15 protein-coding genes are annotated in these 19,097 nt (G+C 69.1%); 8 read left to right on the plus strand and 7 right to left on the minus strand.

Annotated features, from left to right (window positions below; translation table 11 throughout):
- Window positions 1–15: 15 nt before the first annotated feature.
- Window positions 16–1,041 carry an aromatic ring-hydroxylating dioxygenase subunit alpha gene (locus tag AC5Y31_RS05050; protein WP_499978558.1) on the plus strand — a complete coding sequence of 342 codons (1,026 nt, stop codon included), beginning with the start codon at window positions 16–18 and terminating at the stop codon, window positions 1,039–1,041.
- On the plus strand, window positions 1,038–2,126 hold the full coding sequence (locus tag AC5Y31_RS05055; RefSeq protein WP_499978562.1) for an NAD(P)H-dependent amine dehydrogenase family protein: 1,089 nt from the start codon (window positions 1,038–1,040) through the stop codon (window positions 2,124–2,126). The genes AC5Y31_RS05050 and AC5Y31_RS05055 overlap by 4 nt, the downstream gene beginning before the upstream one ends.
- 22 nt (window positions 2,127–2,148) lie before the next feature.
- Here the strand turns inward: AC5Y31_RS05055 and AC5Y31_RS05060 are convergent, their stop codons facing one another.
- The 4 genes from AC5Y31_RS05060 to AC5Y31_RS05075 form a co-directional block, all read right to left on the minus strand.
- Window positions 2,149–2,811, minus strand: coding sequence for an MPT63 family protein (locus tag AC5Y31_RS05060; protein WP_499978564.1), 663 nt, complete (start codon window positions 2,809–2,811; stop codon window positions 2,149–2,151).
- 154 nt (window positions 2,812–2,965) lie between these two features.
- On the minus strand, window positions 2,966–3,928 hold the full coding sequence (locus AC5Y31_RS05065; protein ID WP_499978567.1) for an MPT63 family protein: 963 nt from the start codon (window positions 3,926–3,928) through the stop codon (window positions 2,966–2,968).
- A 140-nt stretch (window positions 3,929–4,068) separates the two neighbouring features.
- Window positions 4,069–5,760, minus strand: coding sequence for a serine/threonine-protein kinase (locus AC5Y31_RS05070; protein WP_499978569.1), 1,692 nt, complete (start codon window positions 5,758–5,760; stop codon window positions 4,069–4,071).
- Window positions 5,761–5,903: 143 nt separating this feature from the next.
- Complete coding sequence (locus AC5Y31_RS05075; protein ID WP_499978571.1) at window positions 5,904–7,016, minus strand: cellulase family glycosylhydrolase; 1,113 nt, start codon at window positions 7,014–7,016, stop codon at window positions 5,904–5,906.
- 149 nt (window positions 7,017–7,165) lie between these two features.
- Between AC5Y31_RS05075 and AC5Y31_RS05080 the strand changes: the two genes are divergently transcribed.
- Both AC5Y31_RS05080 and AC5Y31_RS05085 read left to right on the plus strand, forming a co-directional pair.
- Complete coding sequence (locus AC5Y31_RS05080; protein WP_499978574.1) at window positions 7,166–8,002, plus strand: SDR family oxidoreductase; 837 nt, start codon at window positions 7,166–7,168, stop codon at window positions 8,000–8,002.
- Between the two features lie 4 nt (window positions 8,003–8,006).
- The gene (locus tag AC5Y31_RS05085; RefSeq protein WP_499978575.1) at window positions 8,007–9,563 is read left to right on the plus strand and encodes a class I adenylate-forming enzyme family protein; all 1,557 of its coding nucleotides are present in this window, start codon (window positions 8,007–8,009) and stop codon (window positions 9,561–9,563) included.
- Here AC5Y31_RS05085 and AC5Y31_RS05090 read toward each other — a convergent pair.
- Window positions 9,554–10,264: an ankyrin repeat domain-containing protein gene (locus tag AC5Y31_RS05090; protein ID WP_499978579.1), complete on the minus strand. Its 711-nt coding sequence runs from the start codon at window positions 10,262–10,264 to the stop codon at window positions 9,554–9,556. The genes AC5Y31_RS05085 and AC5Y31_RS05090 overlap by 10 nt on opposite strands.
- Window positions 10,265–10,341: 77 nt before the next feature.
- Between AC5Y31_RS05090 and AC5Y31_RS05095 the strand changes: the two genes are divergently transcribed.
- The 3 genes from AC5Y31_RS05095 to AC5Y31_RS05105 are packed head-to-tail and all read left to right on the plus strand — an operon-like array spanning window position 10,342 to window position 15,686.
- Window positions 10,342–12,681, plus strand: coding sequence for a Tex family protein (locus AC5Y31_RS05095; protein ID WP_499978582.1), 2,340 nt, complete (start codon window positions 10,342–10,344; stop codon window positions 12,679–12,681).
- Window positions 12,682–12,688: 7 nt separating this feature from the next.
- Window positions 12,689–14,071, plus strand: a complete 1,383-nt coding sequence (locus AC5Y31_RS05100; protein ID WP_499978583.1) for an FAD-binding oxidoreductase — start codon at window positions 12,689–12,691, stop codon at window positions 14,069–14,071.
- A 55-nt stretch (window positions 14,072–14,126) separates the two neighbouring features.
- Window positions 14,127–15,686, plus strand: a complete 1,560-nt coding sequence (locus AC5Y31_RS05105) for an acetolactate synthase large subunit (RefSeq protein WP_499978585.1) — start codon at window positions 14,127–14,129, stop codon at window positions 15,684–15,686.
- An 11-nt stretch (window positions 15,687–15,697) separates the two neighbouring features.
- Here AC5Y31_RS05105 and AC5Y31_RS05110 read toward each other — a convergent pair whose 3' ends face one another.
- Both AC5Y31_RS05110 and AC5Y31_RS05115 read right to left on the minus strand, forming a co-directional pair.
- On the minus strand, window positions 15,698–16,345 hold the full coding sequence (locus AC5Y31_RS05110) for a cutinase family protein (protein ID WP_499978587.1): 648 nt from the start codon (window positions 16,343–16,345) through the stop codon (window positions 15,698–15,700).
- Between the two features lie 113 nt (window positions 16,346–16,458).
- Complete coding sequence (locus tag AC5Y31_RS05115; protein ID WP_082947178.1) at window positions 16,459–17,133, minus strand: cutinase family protein; 675 nt, start codon at window positions 17,131–17,133, stop codon at window positions 16,459–16,461.
- A gap of 430 nt (window positions 17,134–17,563) precedes the next feature.
- Here AC5Y31_RS05115 and AC5Y31_RS05120 point away from each other — a divergent pair, with 430 nt between their 5' ends.
- A complete protein-coding gene (locus AC5Y31_RS05120) occupies window positions 17,564–19,096 on the plus strand; it encodes an Hsp70 family protein (protein ID WP_499978590.1) in 1,533 nt (510 codons plus the stop codon).
- The last annotated feature ends 1 nt before the right edge of the window (window position 19,097 follow it).

Genomic DNA, 19,097 nt, shown 5'->3' on the forward strand with positions numbered 1-19,097 from the left:
AGAGGACACCAGCCCATGGCCAAACCGCCGCTGTCGATGAAGCCGACCGGCTGGTTCCAGGTCGCGTGGTCCGACGAGATCGGCATCGGCGACGTCCACACCATGAAGTACTTCGGCCAGGAGATGGTCGCCTGGCGCGCCGAATCCGGTCAGCTCACCGTGATGAACGCCTACTGCGAGCACCTCGGTGCGCACCTGGGTTACGGCGGCACCGTCCACGGGGAGGTGCTGCAATGCCCGTTTCACGGCTGGCAGTGGAACTCCCAGGGCCGCAACGTCTGCATTCCCTACCAGGACAAGCCCAACCGCGGCCGGCGGATCGGCACCTACCCGGTCATCGAGCGCAACGAGTCGGTCTACATCTGGCACGATGTGCACCGCCGCGAGCCGTTCTTCGACGCGCCGGATGTGTTCGCCGCCTTCGATGATCGCAGCGCCGCCGACTACTACCCCCAACAGCGCCTCTACCGGCAGACCCTGGAAATGCACCCGCAGTACGTCCTGGAGAACGGGGTGGATTTCGCGCACTTCAAGTACGTGCACCGGACTCCGATCGTGCCGGTGTTCACCCGCCACGACTTCGCCGAACCGGTGTCCTACGTCGACTTCACCATCACCTTCGAAGGCGACGACGGCCAGCGCATCGAAGACGTCAACAGCGGTGTGGAGGCCATCAACGGCGGCTTGGGCATCGCGGTGACCAAGAGCTGGGGGATGATCGACAACCGCACCATCTCGGCGATCACCCCCGTCGATGACTCCACCTCCGATGTGCGATTCATGGTCTATATCGGCCGCACACCGGGCGGGGATCCGGCGCGCGCCGAGACGAGGGCGGCCGAGTTCGGGCGGGAAGTGATCCGCCAGTTCGAACAAGACATCCACATCTGGTCGCATCAGCGCTACTCGGATCCACCGGCGCTGGCCACCGCGGAATACCAAGGCTTCACCGCAATCCGCCAGTGGGCCAAACAGTTCTATCCCGACGGCATCGGCGGCAGTGCTGCCGAGGTCTACGCCCAGAAAGGCTCACCCGCATGACCGCATCCGCTGCACCGATCCGCGTGTTCCAGGTCGCCACCGGCAACGTCGGCTCCGAGATGATCAAGCGGATCGCCGCCCGGGACGACCTCGAACTCATTGGTGTGCATTGCTATTCGCCGGACAAGATCGGCAAGGACACCGGGGAGCTGGCGGGCACCGCGGCCAACGGGGTCAAGGCGACCGGCAGCATCGAGGAGATCATCGCCGCCAAGCCCGACGTGCTGACCTTTCACGGGGTGTTCCCCGATGAGGATCTCTACGTGCGGGTGCTGGAGGCGGGCATCAACATCGTCACCACCGCTGACTGGATCACCGGCTGGCACCGCGACCACAACCACCCGCACCCGTCGGGAAAGCCGGTGACTCAGCTACTTTCCGAAGCTTGCGAAAAGGGTGGCGCGACGTTCTACGGCACCGGGATGAACCCGGGGCTCAACCAGATCCTGGGCGTGGTGGCAGCCGCCGACGTCGCCGACATCGAGAACGTCACCACCATCGAATCGGTCGACGTGTCGTGTCACCACTCCAAGGAGACCTGGATCGAAGTCGGCTACGGCCAGCCGGCCGACGACCCGGAGATCCCGGCCAAACTGGAGAAGTTCACCCGCGTCTTCGCCGACAGCGTGCTGATGATGGCCGACTGCTTCGACCTGACCCTCGATGAGGTCACCTTCAGCTACGAGCTGGGCGTGTGCACCAAAGACGTCGACCTGGGCTGGTACACCCTGCCCCAAGGATCGCTGGGCGGCAGCTACATCAAATACCAGGGCATGGTGAACGGCGTCGCGCGCATCGAGACCCACCTGGAGTGGCAAATGACCCCGCACACCGAACCGAACTGGAAGATCAAGGGCTGCTACATCACTCGGGTCACCGGCGACCCGTGCGTCTACAACAAACACATGATCTTGCCCAAACCCGGTGTGGATCTGTCCAACCCGGACAACTTCGCCTCGATCGGAATGACCGTGACCGGCCTGCCCGCCCTTAACGCGATCCGATCCGTGGTGGCCGCCCCGCCGGGCTTGTTGACCAGTGCCGACCTGCCGCTGCGCGGGTTCGCCGGGCGATTCACGCTCTGACCGGCCGAGGGCCGGCGCAGCGCTAAGGGGCCTCGGCCGGAAGCGGCGTGCCGGCACTGCCTTCGGGCAGCGGGGTGCCGGAACTGCCGGCGGGCGGCGCAGCCGGGCGTGACGACGGGCTCTGCGCCGGCGCGGGCGCCCGATTGCTGTTGCCTCCGTTTGTCGAAGCCTGCGGCTGCGGCGCGGCCGGCCGGGCCTGCGGCTGCGGTGCCGGTGCCACCCATCGGATCAAATCGGCGCCGCCGGCCTGATAGACCAGGCTGTCCGGGGCATCGCCGGTGACGTCGAAATAAACCTTGCCGCTGGTCTTTTGGCCTTGGGACAGGCCCGTGGGCACGATGCCCTGCGGAGTGGCCACGGTGAACAGCGACTGATAGTTCTGGCCGCTGGCCGAGCGGGCGCTGAGGTTGGCGACGATCGGGACAACCGTGCCCTGAATCGCCTCGTCGGTGGCGGTGGCCTCCCACAGGGTGCCACGCGGCTGGTAGGGGATGGCGTCGGTGCTGGGCCGCAAATCGTTGACCGTCCAGCCGTGCACGCCGGGCCCCTCGGGCAGCGTGCCCTGGGCTCCGAGCGGATGGGTGACCGGGGCCGGGTCAGGGCCGTCCGCGGCGGCGGTCCCGGTGCTGAACACGCCGGCGACAGCCAGTGCTCCCGCTGCCAGGGCGGTCGAGATCGACTTCATGGGTCTGACTCCTCAGGTCGGTGGCATCCCGCTTATTGGTACTCAAGTACTGAATCGTAACGGGCCACCGGTCGGGCTGCCGTGAAACGTAGTCCGGCCCGGCCCCGCGGGAGCGGAGGCCGGGCCGGACCGATGAACTACGACGTGCTCGGTGCTATCCGGTCGCGTTGCTCGCGCCGCTGGCCGCCGGCGTGCCCTGGCTTCCCGCCGGAACCGGCGAGTTGCCGGCTTCGCTGCCCTGCGGGTTGGCCGGAGCCGTGCCTTCCGATCCCGCGGCCGGCGCAGCGGCGCTCTCCGCCGGAAGCGGCGTGCCGGAGCTGCCCGCCGCCGCCGGGGTGTTTCCGGTAGCCGCGGGAGCCGAAGCCTCCGGGGTGCCCGCCGAAGCCGAAGCCGGGGTCTCCGAGCCGTTGGCCGCTGCCGGGGTGCCCTCGGTGTTGGCCGTGGCCGCCGGGGTGCCGTCGGCCTCGGCCGGCAGCGGGGTGCCCTGGCTACCGGCCGCAGCCGGGGTGCTGCCGGTGGTCTGGTTGCCGGCCGGGTTGGTCTGCGTGCCCGACTGGGCCGGTTTCGGGCTGGTGGCCGCCGGGTTGTGTCCAGCGGTGCCGGACGGGGCCGACGAACCACCGGACGGGGCGGCCGAAGCGGCCTGGGTCCAGATCAGCTGGTCTTTGCCGGCGAACTGGTAGACCGCGCTGTTGGGCGCGTCGCCGGTGACGTCGAAGTAGATCTTGCCGCTGGTCTTCTCGCCCTGCGCCAGGTTGGAGGGGTTCACTCCCTGCGGGGTGGCAACGGTGAACAGCGCGGGGTAGGTCTGGCCGCTGGCGGAACGCGCACCGAGGTTGGCGATGACCGGGGTGACGTTGCCCTGGATGGCCACGTCGGTGGCGGTGGCCTCCCACAGGGTCCCGTGCGGCTGGTAGGGGATGGCATCGGTGCTGGGGCGCAGGTCGCTGACCGTCCAGCCCTGGATGACTCCGCCGTTGTCCACGGTGCCCTGGGTTCCGAGCGGGTGGGTCGTGGCGGTGACGTCACCGGCGTCCGCGCCGGCGGTCGCGATGCTGACGGCTCCGGCTACAGTCAACGCTCCGGCTGCGGCTAACGCGGTTGTGATCAACTTCATTGTCGGTTGACTCCTCGGTTCGACTGGATTTCGGGGGTTGTGCACTCCAGACCGCAAATCCTAACGGATTTGACCATGACGTTTGTTTACGTCTCAGGGTTCAATCGCAAATAGCGCGCGGCGCCGTTGGTGAATGGCGATCAGGAATGCGAACTCCACCAGGTGTAGAGCTGCTCCAGCGAGGGCGCGCTGTGTTCGGTGTGCAGACGGGCGAGTACCAGATTGGCGTCGTTGGTCCACGCCAGGGTCGGGGAACCCTGCCGCATACCGCACAGCAGCATCCCGCTGGGCTTGTCCGGGGTGGCGGTCCGGTGCCAGGCGCCCGGCGACTGGATCCGGCCGGGGCAGACGACGACGGTGGCGGCCTGCACGGTGTTGTCGAAGCTCAGGTGCAGCGCCCCGGCGTCCGGGAACAAGGAGTAGGTCGCCGAGGGCGGGCCGTCCACGTCGATGTTGCGGCCGCAGTTCACCTCCGCGATGGCGCCACCCATCGGGGTGGCCGGGGTGCAGGTGTCCTGCGGATAACCGGGGGGCAGCAGCTTGAGCAACCGGGCCTGGGATTCAGCGGACGCCAGGGACGTCGCGGGCCCGTTCGCTGCCGCGACGGCCCCCGCGTCGGCGGTATCGGCAACGAGCTCGTCGGTACCAGACCGGTTCGTCATCCAGGCGATCAGCCCGACGACCACGGCCAGTGCCGCCGCAAGACCCAGCAGCTGCTTGCGTCTACCGGGGTGGCGGTAGCCGGGCAACGGCCGCGGCGAGCTGAACCAGTCGTCGTCGGGGGTGGAAATGCGCGGGACGCTCGCTTGCGCGACCGGGCGGGCGGTGCCGACCGAGGGTGCTGCCGGAAGAGCGGATTCGGGTTCTGCTGCGGTGACGGGCGGAGCCGGCGGCGGGTTCGGGGTCTCCGGCGGCACGCTCGGCTTCGGCTGCTCGATCAATGGCGGGGTGGACTGCTGGCCGGCCTCGTACATCTGCAACGTCCGGTGTTGATCAGGTGCACTCAACGCCTGATAGGCCGCGGTGGCCAGCTCGGCGGCGTTGGCGAAGCGCTCCCTGGGGTCCTTGGCCATCCCCATGGCGATCACCGCGTCAAAGGTGGGTGGGATCGTCGACCCGGCATAGCTGGGCCGCGGAATCGGCTTGCTCAGATGAGCATTGGCCAGCATCTTGACGCTGTCGGCGCGGTACGGCGGCGAACCCGTCAGGCACTGGTAGAGCAGGCACGCCAACGAGTAGACGTCGACCGCCGGGCCGAAGTCACCGCCGGAGAACAGCTCCGGTGCGGAATACTTCCAGCGGGCGCCCCCCTGTTCGGCGTCGGTCGCGTTCGCCCCGGGCGCACCGGCGATCCCGAAATCCACCAGGTAGACGAAGTCATCACTGGTCAGCAGGATGTTGCGCGGCTTGACGCCCCGGTGGATCACCCCGGCGGCGTGCGCGGCATCCAGCGCGGACGCGGCCTGCCACACGATGTTCACCGCGCGGGACGCGGGCAGCACACCGGTACGTTTCAACAGGGCGGACAGGTCGGCGCCGGGCACCAGCGGCATGTCGATGAACACTTCGCCGTCGAGCTCGCCGTAATCGCGGACCGGGACGACGTGCGGCTCCTGGACCCGCCCGACGGTGAGCGCCTCCCGCTGCAACCATTCCCGAAACGCCGGATCGCGGCCCAACGCCGGTGCGAGCAGTTTGACCGCGGCGGTGCGGTCCTTGTGGGTGTCGACGGCCTCATAGACCTCGCCGGTGGGACCGCGGCCCAGCAGGCGTTTGAGGAGATAGCGCCCAACCCGTGACCCAGCCCGCGAACCCGGCGCGGTCTCGCTCATCATCGACTCCTCAAGTCAGACCCGTGAACGCCGATCACCGCACCCGCGGCCCGACGACATTGCCGCCAATAATTTCATCATTGAACCGGTCGGCTATCAGCCGGTCGCGCCAACGTCGCCCGAATCCGGCGCGGTCTTCCCGGTCAGCGACCGGTCAGGTTGCTGATCGTCATGATCTCCAGGTTGCGGTAGGCGCGGCCGGTGGGCTGCACCAGATCATGGAACCAGACCTGCGGGGCGGAGTCGTAGGGGCTGTCCCAGGAATCCCACGGCAGGTAGGTCTGTGTCCGCCCGGCGACGAAACCCCAGTTGTAGGCGCCCACATTGTGACGCTTCATGATCGGCAGAATTCCGTCGATGGTGTTGCCCTTGGTGCGCGCCAGGTATTCGGTGCACATCATCGGCCGACCCAGCGGCGCGAGCTCGGCGATCCGCTCACTGAACATCGCCGGCTTGTCATAGGAATGGAAGGTGATGATGTCGGAGCTGTTGAGCTGGGTGTTGACGATGGCGCTGCCCTGCCGCGAGCCCTCCCAGATCCCACTGGTCAGCGGCTGACGGGCATCGACCGACCGGGCCCAGTTGAACACCTGGGGAAGCAAGTCACTGATGAGGTCGAGCTTGTCGGACCGCTCGACGCTGCTGTACTCGCGGGCCATGTTGTCCGGCTCGTTCCACAGGTCCCAGGCCAGAACCCGCTCGTCGTACCGGAATTGGGTCATCACACCGGTGACATAGTCATACAGGGTGCGGTAGTAGTCGCGGTCACCGAGCCGCTCGGCGCCCGGGCTCTGCACCCAGCGTGAGTTGTGGATGCCGGGCCGCGGTGCCGGCTGCGGTCCCGCCTTGGGGTGCGGGTCCCAGCAGGAGTCGAACAGCACGAACATCGGTTTGATGCGGCGCCGGGCGGCGACGGAGACGAACTGGGCCAGCCGGTACTGGAAGCCCTTCCGGTCGGCCGCCCACAGTTGGTCGTGCAAAAAGACCCGCACCGTGTTGAAGCCGGCCGAGCGGGCCCAGCCCAGCTCGGCGTCGATGCGCCGCAGGTCGAAGGTTCCGGGTTGAAACATCTCCAGCTGGTTGACGGCGGTCGAGGTGATGTAGTTGGAGCCGACGGGCCAGCCCTGCGCCTGATACCAGCGGTTGGCCCGGTCGATCGACCACCGGCCGGGGTCTGCGCCGGCCCGCGGGATCCGGCTCAGGGTGGGACCCGCCGCCAACAGGAGCGGCAGCCCCAGCGCTGTTCGACGTTTCACGCTGTGACCATAACGTCCGGACTCCTCGGGCGGGGTTTGGCCGTCCGGCCTGTCGCTGGGCAAATCGGGCGTGCGCCACCGGGACAACAGCGGCCACCTACACTGCACCGAATACGTTCGCTCCGTTTCGCGTTGTCGGGAGGCCGACTGTGTCGCAGCACCTGCAGGACAAGGTCGTCGTCGTCACCGGCGCCGGCGGCGGATTCGGCAAACTCATCGCCGAGAAGTGCGCCGCCGCAGGTGCCCACGCCGTCGGGGTGGATATCGGCGAGGCGAACCTCGCGGCCGTCTTCGACGGGATCCGCGCGGCCGGACACTCCGGCACCCATTACGTCGCCGACGTCACCGACATGGCGCAGATGACGGCCGCGGTGCAGCACGCGGTGCAGACCTTCGGCGCGGTCGATGTGATCGTCAACAACGCCGGCGTGATGCCGCTGGCCTACTTCGCCGACCACGCGCGGGCCTGGCAGCAGTGGCACCGTGCGATCGACATCAACATCAAAGGCGTGGTGAACGGGATCTCGGCCGTCTACGACCAGATGATCGAACAGGGCCGGGGCCACGTGGTCAACATCTCGTCGATCTACGGCAACGCCGGGGTGGCGGGCTCGGGCGTCTACAGCGCGACCAAGGCAGCGGTCACCGTGCTGTCGGACTCGTTGCGCAGCGAGGCCAAGGGAAAGATCAAGGTGAGCACCGTCAAGCCGACCGGCGTGCTGGGCACCAACCTGGCCAGCGGCGTGGTCAACGGCGCGGCGATCATGGGCATCGTCGGATCCCGCGCTGCGAGCTACACGCAGTCGCTCACCGCGTTCGCCGACGGCACCCTGACGGCCGAGCAGACCGACATCGACTCGGTGAAGTACTGGCTGATCACTCCCGAGGACCTCGCCGACGCCGTGGTTCACGTCATCGACCAACCGTGGGGCATCAGCATCAGTGACATCACGGTGCGGGCAAGCGGCGAAGACTACCTCTACTGACCCGATGTCTGGCCAAATCGCCTGGGATTCGCCCGCTTTCACCGCCGCAGACGCGGCCCGCTATCACGACGCCGGCTGGTGGTCTGCGACCACGCTGTCGGATGCGGTTCGCCGCAACGCGCAACGATTCCCGCAGCGCGCCGCCTATGTCGACTACCTCGGTGCGGGACTGACCTGGCGGGAATTCGACGCGGCGGCAGACACCCTGGCGGCGCAGCTGGCCGGTATCGGCGTGCGCCCGCATGACCGGATCGCGGTGTGGCACCGCGACTCCGCAGCCATCCATGTGCTGTTCGTGGCGATCGAACGGTGCGGCGCGGTGGTGGTGGGCATCGGTGCGCGCGCCGGCACCCGAGAGGTCAACGCGATCCTGGCCGGCGCGCAAGCCAAGCTGCTGATCACCGACGAACAGCGGCACCCGGCAGCCACCGGCCTGCCGATCGAAACGCTGAGCATCGATGAACTGGGCGCGGCCGCCGAAAACGCCGTGCCGGGGCCGCGACTCGGCGCCGACGACGTCTTCCTGATCAACTCCACCTCCGGCACCACCGGGCTGCCCAAGTGTGTGGTGCACACCCAGAACCGTTGGCACTACTTTCACCAATGCGCGGTCGTCAACGGCGCGCTGCGGGCCGACGACGTCTTCGCGCCGATCATCCCCACGCCGTTCGGCTTCGGGCTGTGGACCAGCCACACCACCCCGATCCACCTCGGCGCTACCGCCGTGCTGTTGGACCGCTTCAGTGCGGCGGCGACCTGTGCAGCCATCGCGCAGCATCGGGTCACCGTGTTGTGCTGTGTGAGCACACAATTGACGATGATGATGGCCGACGCGGCCAGCCGCGATTTCGACCTGAGTTCGCTGCGTGTGGTCTTCACCGGCGGGGAGGCGCTGCCCTACCGGCCGGCCGCGGAGTTCGAGGAGCTCACCGGCGCGAAGATCTTGCAGTTCTACGGCTCCAACGAAACCGGGCTGCTCAGCGGAACCACCCTCGACGACCCGTTGGAGAAGCGGCTGCGCACCGGCGGGCGGATCGTCGGCGAGATGCGGGTCCGGCTGTTCGGCGGCGAGGATGGCAACACCGACGTGACCGGCACTGGCCGCGGCCAGCCGGCCTGCCGCGGCCCGGCGACCAGCCTCGGCTATCTGAACGGGATTGATCACGACAAGCTGTTCACCCCCGACGGGTGGATGCGCATGGGTGACATCTGCGAGATCGACGCCGAAGGTTATCTGAGCGTCACCGGCCGGACGTCGGACTTCATCCTGCGCGGCGGCAAGAACATCAGCGCCGCTCAGGTCGAGGATGCCGTCATGACCCACCCGGCGATCGCGGTGGCCGCCGCGATTGCGATGCCCGATGAGGTGTTCGGCGAAAAGGTATGCGTCTACGTGGAATTGGTCAATGCGGGAAGCCTCGAATTGCCCGAACTCGTTGAGCACCTGCTGTCGCTCGGGGTGTCCAAAGAACTGCTGCCCGAACGCCTGGTCGTCCTGGAGGAACTGCCGCGCTCATCCGGCGGAAAGATCGCCAAAGGGCAACTGCGGGACTACTCGTAGCCCTCGTAGACCTGCGATGGCCCCTCTGGGGTGATTCGATACCCCACCGTCGCGACATGCACCTCACCGACCGGATCGAGTTCGCGGTAGCCGCCGAACAGTTCGATGTCGTTGTCCGCCAACCCGACCCGGAAACCGCCCCACAGGTAGGGCACCGGGAACCACAGCTGCTTTCCCGGCAGCTCGTGCAGCACCTCGACCGGGGGATACCGGAACATCTGGCGCAGGTCGACACCGCGGAACAGCTGCTGGATCAGGTCGTCGATGATTCCGGTCAGCTGGGCATTGAGCGCGGCGATCCGGTCGGCCTCCAACGCCGCCGCCGGCGGCTTGAGCACCTCCAGCAACTCCGCGGGCCGGTTGTGCTCGACGGCGATGTCGTAGGCGGTGCGCCCGGCGGCATCGCGCTGGCTGCGTAGCGCTCCCTGCTCGATGAGCCAGGACGCCACATCCGCCGGCGCCCCATGCCAACCGGCCTGATGCAGCACGGTCAGCCAGGTCTTGCCGCCGGGCCGCCAGGCCTTGACGTCGACGACGTGGTCGCCCCGGTTCAGTTCGCGGACGACGTGGCGCCACTTGCCCCGCTTGGCAGCGTCGGCCAGATACAGCGCGGCCTGGGCCTGCCGGTTGCCCAACAGCGAGCGGTCCATCACGCCCGGCCACAGCGGTGCGTTGTTGCGGATCTCGTTGTAGGTCGTCACGCGGCCATCATGCCTTGAAACCCCGCCGCCACGTCGGTCCCGGTTCTCGTCGGAGCGGTTCGGTAGGGTCCCTGCGCGTGACCCAGAACGTAACGCTTAAATCGGTGAACGCCCGTCTGGCAGCGGAACTGGCCGTTGCTGAACGGCAGGTCGCGGCCGCCGTCGCCCTGCTCGACGAGGGCGCGACGGTGCCGTTCATCGCCCGCTACCGCAAGGAGGCCACCGGCAGCCTGGACGACGGCCAACTGCGCACCCTCGAAGAGCGGCTGCGCTACCTGCGCGAGCTCGACGACCGCCGGGCCGCCGTGCTGACCTCGATCGAAGAACAGGGCAAGCTCACCGACCAGCTGCGGGCCGCATTGCTGGGCGCCGACACCAAGGCCCGCGTCGAGGACATCTATCTGCCCTACAAGCCCAAGCGCCGCACCAAGGCGCAGATCGCCCGCGAAGCGGGTCTGGAACCGCTGGCCGACCAGCTGCTGGCCGACCCGACGGCCGATCCGCAAAAAGTCGCTGCGGAGTTCACCGGCGACGCGGTGGCGGATGCCGCGGCGGCGCTGGAGGGGGCGCGCGCCATTCTGGTCGAACGCGCCGCCGAGGACGCCGAACTGGTGGGCGCCGTCCGGGAGCGATTCTGGTCGGCCGGTTGTTTGAAGACCGCGCCGCGGTCGCCGGAAGCCGCGAAAGACGCCGCGGCACAGAAGTTCCGCGATTACTTCGAGTTCAGCGAAGCACTCGAGGGGATGCCGTCGCACCGGGTGCTGGCCGTACTGCGCGGCGAGAAGGAAGAGGCCCTGGCGCTGGCCTTCGACGGCGGCGACGGCGCGCCGTATCAGGCGATGGTGGCGAAATCGCTCGGCGTTGATTTGACCGCACCCGGTGCGGCCACGCTCTGGCTGGCCGAGACGGTGCGGTGGGCGTGGGAGACCCGCCTGGCGTTCTCCGCGGCGGTCGATGCCCGGATGCGGCTGCGGCAACGCGCCGAATCCGATGCGGTCGCGGTGTTCGCCCGCAACCTCAAGGATCTGCTGTTGGCCGCGCCGGCGGGCAACCGCACCACCCTCGGGCTCGACCCCGGTTTCCGCAGCGGGGTGAAGGTGGCCGTGGTGGACGGCACCGGCAAGGTGCTCGACACCTGCGCGATCTTTCCGCACCAGCCGCAGCGCCAGTGGGAGGCGGCCAAGGCGACGCTGGCCGCACTGGTCGCCCGGCACGGCGTGGACCTGATCGCGGTCGGCAACGGCACCGCGTCGCGCGAAACCGACGCCCTGGCCGCCGAGCTGATCGCTGACCTGCAGTCCGCGGGTGCGGCCGCACCAGCCAAGGTGATGGTCAGCGAGGCCGGTGCCTCGGTGTATTCGGCGTCGGATTACGCCGCCCGCGAACTGCCCGATCTCGACGTAACCCTGCGCGGGGCGGTGTCGATCGCCCGGCGGCTGCAGGATCCGCTGGCCGAGCTGGTCAAGATCGAGCCGAAGTCGATCGGGGTCGGCCAGTACCAGCACGACGTCACGCCGGGAAACCTGGCGCGCAGCCTCGATGCGGTTGTCGAGGACGCCGTCAACGCCGTCGGCGTCGACCTCAACACCGCCTCGGCGCCGTTGCTGGCCAAGGTGTCGGGGGTGTCGGAGTCGTTGGCCGAAGCCATCGTGTCCCACCGCGACCAAACCGGGCCGTTCCGCAATCGGGCCGCGCTGCTCGATGTGCCGCGGTTGGGGCCCAAGGCATTCGAGCAGTGCGCGGGATTCCTGCGCATCCGCGACGGCGACGACCCACTGGATTCCTCCGGGGTGCATCCGGAGGCCTACCCGGTGGTGCGGCGCATCCTGGACCGCTCCGGGAAGTCCCTGGCCGAGATCATCGGCGACGAACGACTGCTGCGGTCGCTGCAACCCGGTGACTTCGCCGACGACCGGTTCGGGATCCCGACCGTGACCGACATCCTGGCCGAGTTGGAGAAGCCCGGACGTGACCCGCGGCCGGCGTTCTCCACGGCGACGTTCGCCGCGGGCGTGGAGAAGGTGGCCGACCTCAAGGCGGGCATGGTCCTGGAGGGGGTGGTGACCAACGTCGCGGCGTTCGGCGCCTTCGTCGACGTCGGGGTGCACCAGGACGGCTTGGTGCACGTCTCGGCGATGGCGGACCGCTTCGTCTCCGATCCGCACGAGGTGGTCCGCTCCGGCCAGGTGGTGAAGGTGAAGGTGCTTGACGTCGACGTCGACCGCCAGCGGATCGGGCTGAGCCTGCGGCTGGGGGACAAACCGTCTCGCGGCCCGGCCGCCAAACCGGCTGCGGACCGAAACACCGGCAAGCAGAATCGGGGGGAGCGGCGGGGTAACGGCGGCGGTCGCCGGGACGCGGCCCCGGCCGGCGGGTCGATGGCCCAGGCGCTGCGGGACGCCGGATTCGGAAGGTGAGGACTCCATGGGGACGGTAGATACCGACGTCGCAGCACAATTCGCCGGTATCGTCGGTGCCGGCGGCCTGCTGACCGGTGAACAGATCGGCCCCGACTACTCCCACGACGAGGCGCTGGTGGGCGCGCCGGTGACACCGGGCTATGTGGCTCGCCCGCAGACCGCCGAGCAGGTGGCGGCGCTGCTGGCCGCCGCCACGGAGGCCAAGACTCCGGTGACCGCGCGCGGTTCGGGCACCGGCCTGTCGGCGGGGGCGCGGCCCTGCCCGGACGGACTGCTGATCTCCTTCGAGCGGATGAACGCGGTCCTGGAGATCGACACCGACAACCAGGTCGCCGTGGTGCAGCCCGGGGTCACCCTGGCCGACCTCGACACCGCCACCGCCGAGGCGGGGTTGATGTACACCGTCTTTCCCGGGGAGCTGTCGGCCAGTGTCGGCGGCAACGTCGGCACCAATGCCGGTGGCATGCGCGCGGTCAAGTACGGGGTCACCCGCCACAACGTGCTCGGGCTGCAGGCCGCGCTGCCGACCGGCGAACTGATCCGCACCGGCGGGAAGATCACCAAGCTGTCCACCGGATACGACCTCACCCAGCTGATCATCGGCTCCGAGGGCACCTGCGCGCTGGCCACCGAGGTCACCGTGCGGCTCTACCCGCGGCTGGCGCACTCGGCTACCCTGCTGGCCCCGTTCGCCGACCTGCCCGCGGTGATGCGCGCGGTGCCGACGGTGGTGCGCAGCGGGGTGGACCCGGTGATCCTCGAATACGTCGACAAGCTCACCCTGGCCGCGATCAGCTACGCGCAGAACCTCAACCTGGGCATCCCCGACGCCATCCGGGAGACCGCCGAGGCGCACCTGGTGATCGGAGTGGAGAACCGTGACCGCGATCGCCTCGACGACGACGTGGCCAAGCTGGGCGAATTGTTGGGCTCGCTCGGAGCGGTCGATGTCTATGTGCTGGAGGGCAATTCGGCGCACGCCCTGATCGAAGCCCGGGAGAAGGCGTTCTGGACGGCCAAGGCTGCTGGTGCCCACGATGTCATCGACGTGGTGGTCCCGCGTGCGGTCATGCACGAGTTCTTCACCCGCGCACAGGCGTTCGCGCAGCAGTCGGGCGCCGGCGTGGTCGGCTGCGGGCACGCCGGCGACGGCAACGTCCACCTGGCGGTGTTCTGCGCCGACGACGATGTCCGCCACCGGCTGCTGCACGACATCTTCTCCGCGGCGATGGCGTTGGGTGGTGCGATCTCCGGTGAGCACGGCCTGGGGCGGGCCAAGACCCAACATTTCCTGGAACTGGAAGATCCGGTCAAGATCGCCCTGATGCGCCGGATCAAGGACGCCTTCGACCCCGCCGGCATCCTCAACCCCGGCGTGCTTCTATAGGCAGCAGATCGCGAGCACCACGCATTCTTCGGTGCCCGGCAAGAAAGGCAGCCAGATGACCAACGGAGCACAGGCCCTGATCACGACCCTGGTCGACAGCGGCGTGCAGGTCTGCTTCGCCAACCCCGGCACCTCCGAGATGCACTTCGTCGCCGCCCTGGACTCGGTGCCGCAGATGCGCGGGGTGCTGTGCCTATTCGAAGGCGTGGTGACCGGCGCCGCCGACGGCTACGCCCGCATCGCCGCAAAACCGGCCGCCACCCTGCTGCACCTGGGTCCCGGGCTGAGCAACGGCCTGGCCAACCTGCACAACGCCCGCCGTGCGCACGTGCCGGTGGTCAACGTCATCGGGGATCACGCCACCTACCACAAGAAATACGACGCACCGCTGGAGTCCGACATCGAGCCGCTGACCGACTGGACCCACGGCTGGGTGCGTCGCACCGGCGCCGGGACCGAGGTCGGCCGCGACGCGGCCGAAGCGGTGGCCGCGTCGATGGCCAGCCCGGCGCAGGTGGCCCACCTGATCCTGCCCGCCGACATCTCCTGGGATGACGGCGCTCAGCCGGCCGGGCCGGTCGACCCGGTTCCCGCGGCCGCCCCCGACGAACACGCTGTCGCCGAGATCGCCGAGGTGCTGCGCAGTGGCGAGCCGGTGGCGCTGTTGATCGGTGGACCCGCCGCTGCCGACGTCGGCGCGCTGCAGGCCACCGACCGGATCGCCGCCGCGACCGGGGCCCGCGCGCTGGTCGAGACCTTCCCGGCCCGGCTGGCCCGCGGCGCCGGCGTGCCGGCGATCGACCGGCTCGGCTACCTGGCCGAGCAGGCCGCCTTCCAGCTCGACGGGATCAAGCACCTGGTGGTCGCCGGCACCCGGGCCCCGGTGTCGTTCTTCGCCTATCCGGGCAAGCCCAGCGACCTGGTCCCCGAAGGTTGTGCGGTGCACAATCTGGCCGGCCTCGAAACGGACGTGGCCGCCGCGCTGACGCAATTGGCCGACGCGGTCGCGCCCGGTGTCTCGCCGCGGCCGGCGCCCGCCGCCGCCCCGGAACTCCCGGCAGGACCGCTGACCCCGCAGAACTGGGTGCAGGTGATCGGCGTGCTGCTGCCCGAGGGCGCGATCATCTCCGATGAGTCCAACACCTCTGGCCTGATGCTGCCCGCGGCCACCGCCGGGGCGCCGCGTCACGACGTGCTGGCGCTCACCGGCGGGGCGATCGGGCAGGGGCTGCCGGTCGCACTGGGTGCTGCCGTCGCCGCGCCGGATCGGCCGGTGATCGCGCTGCAGGCCGACGGCAGTGCCGCCTACACCATCTCCGCGCTGTGGTCGATGGCGCGGGAGCACGCCGACGTCACCACGGTGCTGATCAACAACAGCTCCTATGCGATTCTGCGGATGGAGCTGGCTCGGGTGGGCGCCGAGGGAGGGGGCCCCAAAGCGAACGATTTGCTCGACCTGTCGCGGCCGAACATGGACTTCGCCAAGATCGCCGAGGGGTTCGGGGTGCCGGCGAGCGTGGCGACCACCTGCGAGGAACTCGCCGAACAGTTCCAGCGCGCCCTGGCCGAACCGGGGCCGCACCTGATCGACGCGCGAATCCCCAGCGTGTTCTGAGGGGACGCGGTCTAACTGATCGTCAGGCGATTCGCGGCGAACGCGGCGCCCTCGTGGGCCTTGCCGTCCTGCACGTACATCAGGTGCGGGATGACGCTGCCGCTCTCTTCGCAGTAGATGTCACCGGCGAGGCAGAAGTCGATGCTCTTGGGTTGGTACGACGCGGCGAGCACCGGCAGCGGTCCACCCCACAGCGAGGTGGAGTACGGACTCGACGGCGGACCGAACAGCGCCACCGCGACGACATGGTGGGCGATCGCGGGAGGCAGCGAATTGCTCGACATCTCGATCACGCTGGCGCCCTGCGAATAACCGCCGAGTACGAGTTTGGTGTTCGGGCAGTTGGCAACCGTGGCCTGGATGTGCGCGGTGGCGTCGCTCTCGCCGAGCAGCGCGCTGTTGCGGTAGTCGGTGCTCGCCGGGTATTCGACCGGGTAGACCCGCACGTCGCCGTTGGGCAACTGGTCCTTGAGTGAAGCGACGAAAGCCTCTCCTACGTCGCCGAGACCGGGGGGTTGCCCGGAGCCGCGGGCGAACACCACCTCGGTGTCCGGGCAGGGCTCGGCGGCGGCGGCCGGTATGCCCGCCGGCGCACCCAGCAGGGCCCCGGCCAGCGTCGCCGTGGCGGCGACGGCGCCCACAGTGTCACGCAAGGTCATCCTTGAATGCTGACATGTCGCCGCCTCCCGAGGGGCCCGCGGGTCGAAATTCAGTGCGACCCGCAGGCCCGACAGCAAACCACCGCGGCGGTGCTGCATGGCAAACACAGTGGTTACAGCCGGTTTGCCGCGTAGGCGGCGCCTTCCTCGACGATCCCGTCGTAGGCGCCCGGGTAGTGCGCCGAGAAATTCATTCCCTCGGAGCAGACCGGGTCTTCCGGCACGCACAGCTGGATGGTCTTCGCGGCGTACGCGGGACCGATGACCAGAGGCGGCTGGCCCAGGAAGTTCATCGCCCGCTCATTGGGCGTGCCGAAGAGCACCACCGCCGCGACGTGGTCGGCCACCTCGGGGGCCATCGGCCGTGGTACGTCCACGCCGACGACGCCGTCGGGGATGGCATTGGCGGTGGAGAATCCCATCACCGCGGCGCCCTGCGAGAAGCCGCTGAGCACCATCTTGGTCTTGGGGCAATTCGCCGCGGTGGCCTCGATGTGGGCGGTGGCGTCGCGGATGCCCTGAATACCGGTCGGCCAGTCGTTGGTGGCCGGGTAGTCGACCGCGTAGACGTCCATGGAACGCTCGCCGATCCGGGGCCGCAGCGCGTCGACGAATGCTTGCCCGGTCTCACCGACCCCGATGGCCTCGTCGGTGCCTCTAGCAAACAAGACTTGGACGTCGGGACAGGGTTCGGCGAAGGCTGAGGGAGGGGTGACGGCGGTGCTCTGCAGCAGCCAGGTCAGCGCTAGCACCACACCGAGGGAGCGAAGAATCCGACGTGTGTTCACCCGTACATGGTGGCATAAGTCGTGGCGCGACGTAAGCAGATAATGGTGGGAATTCACGCATTCGATGGATCGCGAGCGATCGCGCGACGCGCCGCTGTGCAGGTCATATCGAAGATATGAATTTGGACTGAGTTCCGCTGCGGTGAGCGTGCGGTTACCGTGAGGTGTCTGCCGGGTGTCGTCGGGGCGAGCACCCGGTGGCGGCACCGGAGCAAACTCACACCCGGACGGCCCGGCCGGCGCCGCTGGCCTGGTCCGGGCGCGGCGCCACCGGGTACCGGCGCGCGCCGGCTCTCAGGCGTTCGACGCCCGTCGCGGGCCGTTCGGCGCACCAATGCCGCTGCAATGCCGGGTAAACAGGACACTCCTCGATAAAATTGCCTACGATCCGGTGCGTTCGATCGCCGGTAAACATCGTGGACGGGACAGCATGGCGCATGACACGGGCCCCGCGATGGGCATGTCCGTCGGAGCGACCACCCTGGCGGCGGTCACCGCCGATCGTGCGATCACCCGGCGGCCGGTGCTGACGCTGTTCCGCGACCGCCCCTCCCAGATCGGCATGCCCTCGGAGAATTCGGCGGTCAACGCCGCTCTCGACGAACGCGGCCTGGTGGTGACCGACTTCGTGGACCGGGTCGGCGGCGGCGGGCCGGTGGTGGCCGGCGACGGGTCCACCCACCGCGCCGAGCAACTGCTCGGCGACGGACTGCACGCACTGGCCTACGCCGCGACCGAGGGGCGCCCGATACCGCCCGCGGTGGCGGTCAGTCACCCCGCCCACTGGTCGCGGGAGGCCGTCGGCGCGCTGCGCACCGCGCTGGGCCGGGTCTCGGAGTGGGCGCAGCATCCGGTGACACTGATCTCCGACACCACGGCGGTGCTGACCGCCCTGCAGTCCAATCCGGGCCTGCCCGACCACGGCACCATCGCGGTGTGCGACTTCGGCGGCAGCGGAACCACCATCAGCCTGGTCGACGCCGGGCGTGGTTTCGAACCGGTCGGCGCCCCCCGACGCGTCACCGCGTTCTCCGGTGATGTGATCGATCAGGCGCTGCTGGACCATGTGGTGGCCGATCTGGGCGGCAACGGCGACGGACCCCCGACCGTGGGGTCGCTGACCAGGTTGCGCAGCCAGTGCCGCGACGCCAAGGAGCAACTGTCAACCGAGACGGTCGCCGAGCTGGCGGGATTCCACGGCGGCGTCTGGCTGACCCGCGCCGAACTCGACGAGGCGCTGCGCCAGCCGCTCGACGGCTTCTTCACGGTGTTGCAGAACACCTTGGACGACAACGATATTGTGCCCGACGACCTGTCGGCGATCGTGTCGGTCGGTGGCGGGTCCAACATGCCGACCGTCACGACCGGCCTGTCGCAACGCTTCGGGGCCCCTGTCATCAGCTCGCCGCGGCCACAGCTGACGGCCGCCATCGGCGCCGCGCTGAGCGTCGCGGGCAACGTGGTGGCCACGCCGAAGAAAGCGCCGCCGCCGGCCGAGCCACCACCGTTCCCCGAGCCCCCCGCGCCGCCGGTGGAGCCCCCGCCGCCGCCGGCCGACACGCCGCCGAACGCGGCGCTGAAACCACTGATCACGCCGCCGCCGGTTCGCCCGGCGCCGGTATCGCCGCGCCAACCGGCCGCGCCGGAGCCCGACGAGATCGACGGCCGTGGTGACGCCCAGTGGTATCGGCGGCCGGTTCCGGTGGTCATCGTGGCCGCATTGGTCGCCATGCTGCTGGGCACGGTGGCCGTGCTGGTGCTGCGGCACGCCGCCGATGACGAACCGGATTCCGGTGTGCCGGTGTCGGCCACCACGACCACCGTGTCGCCGACCGTCGAGCTGCCACCGGCGTTCGCGCCCCACCCCGCGCCGATTCCACCAGCTGCGCCGGCGGTTCCGGAGGCTCCGGCGGGCCCGGCCCACCCGGCTCCCGAGCACCCCGAGACCCCGGCCACTCCGTAGC

Source organism: Mycobacterium sp. NGS18 (assembly GCF_059813185.1).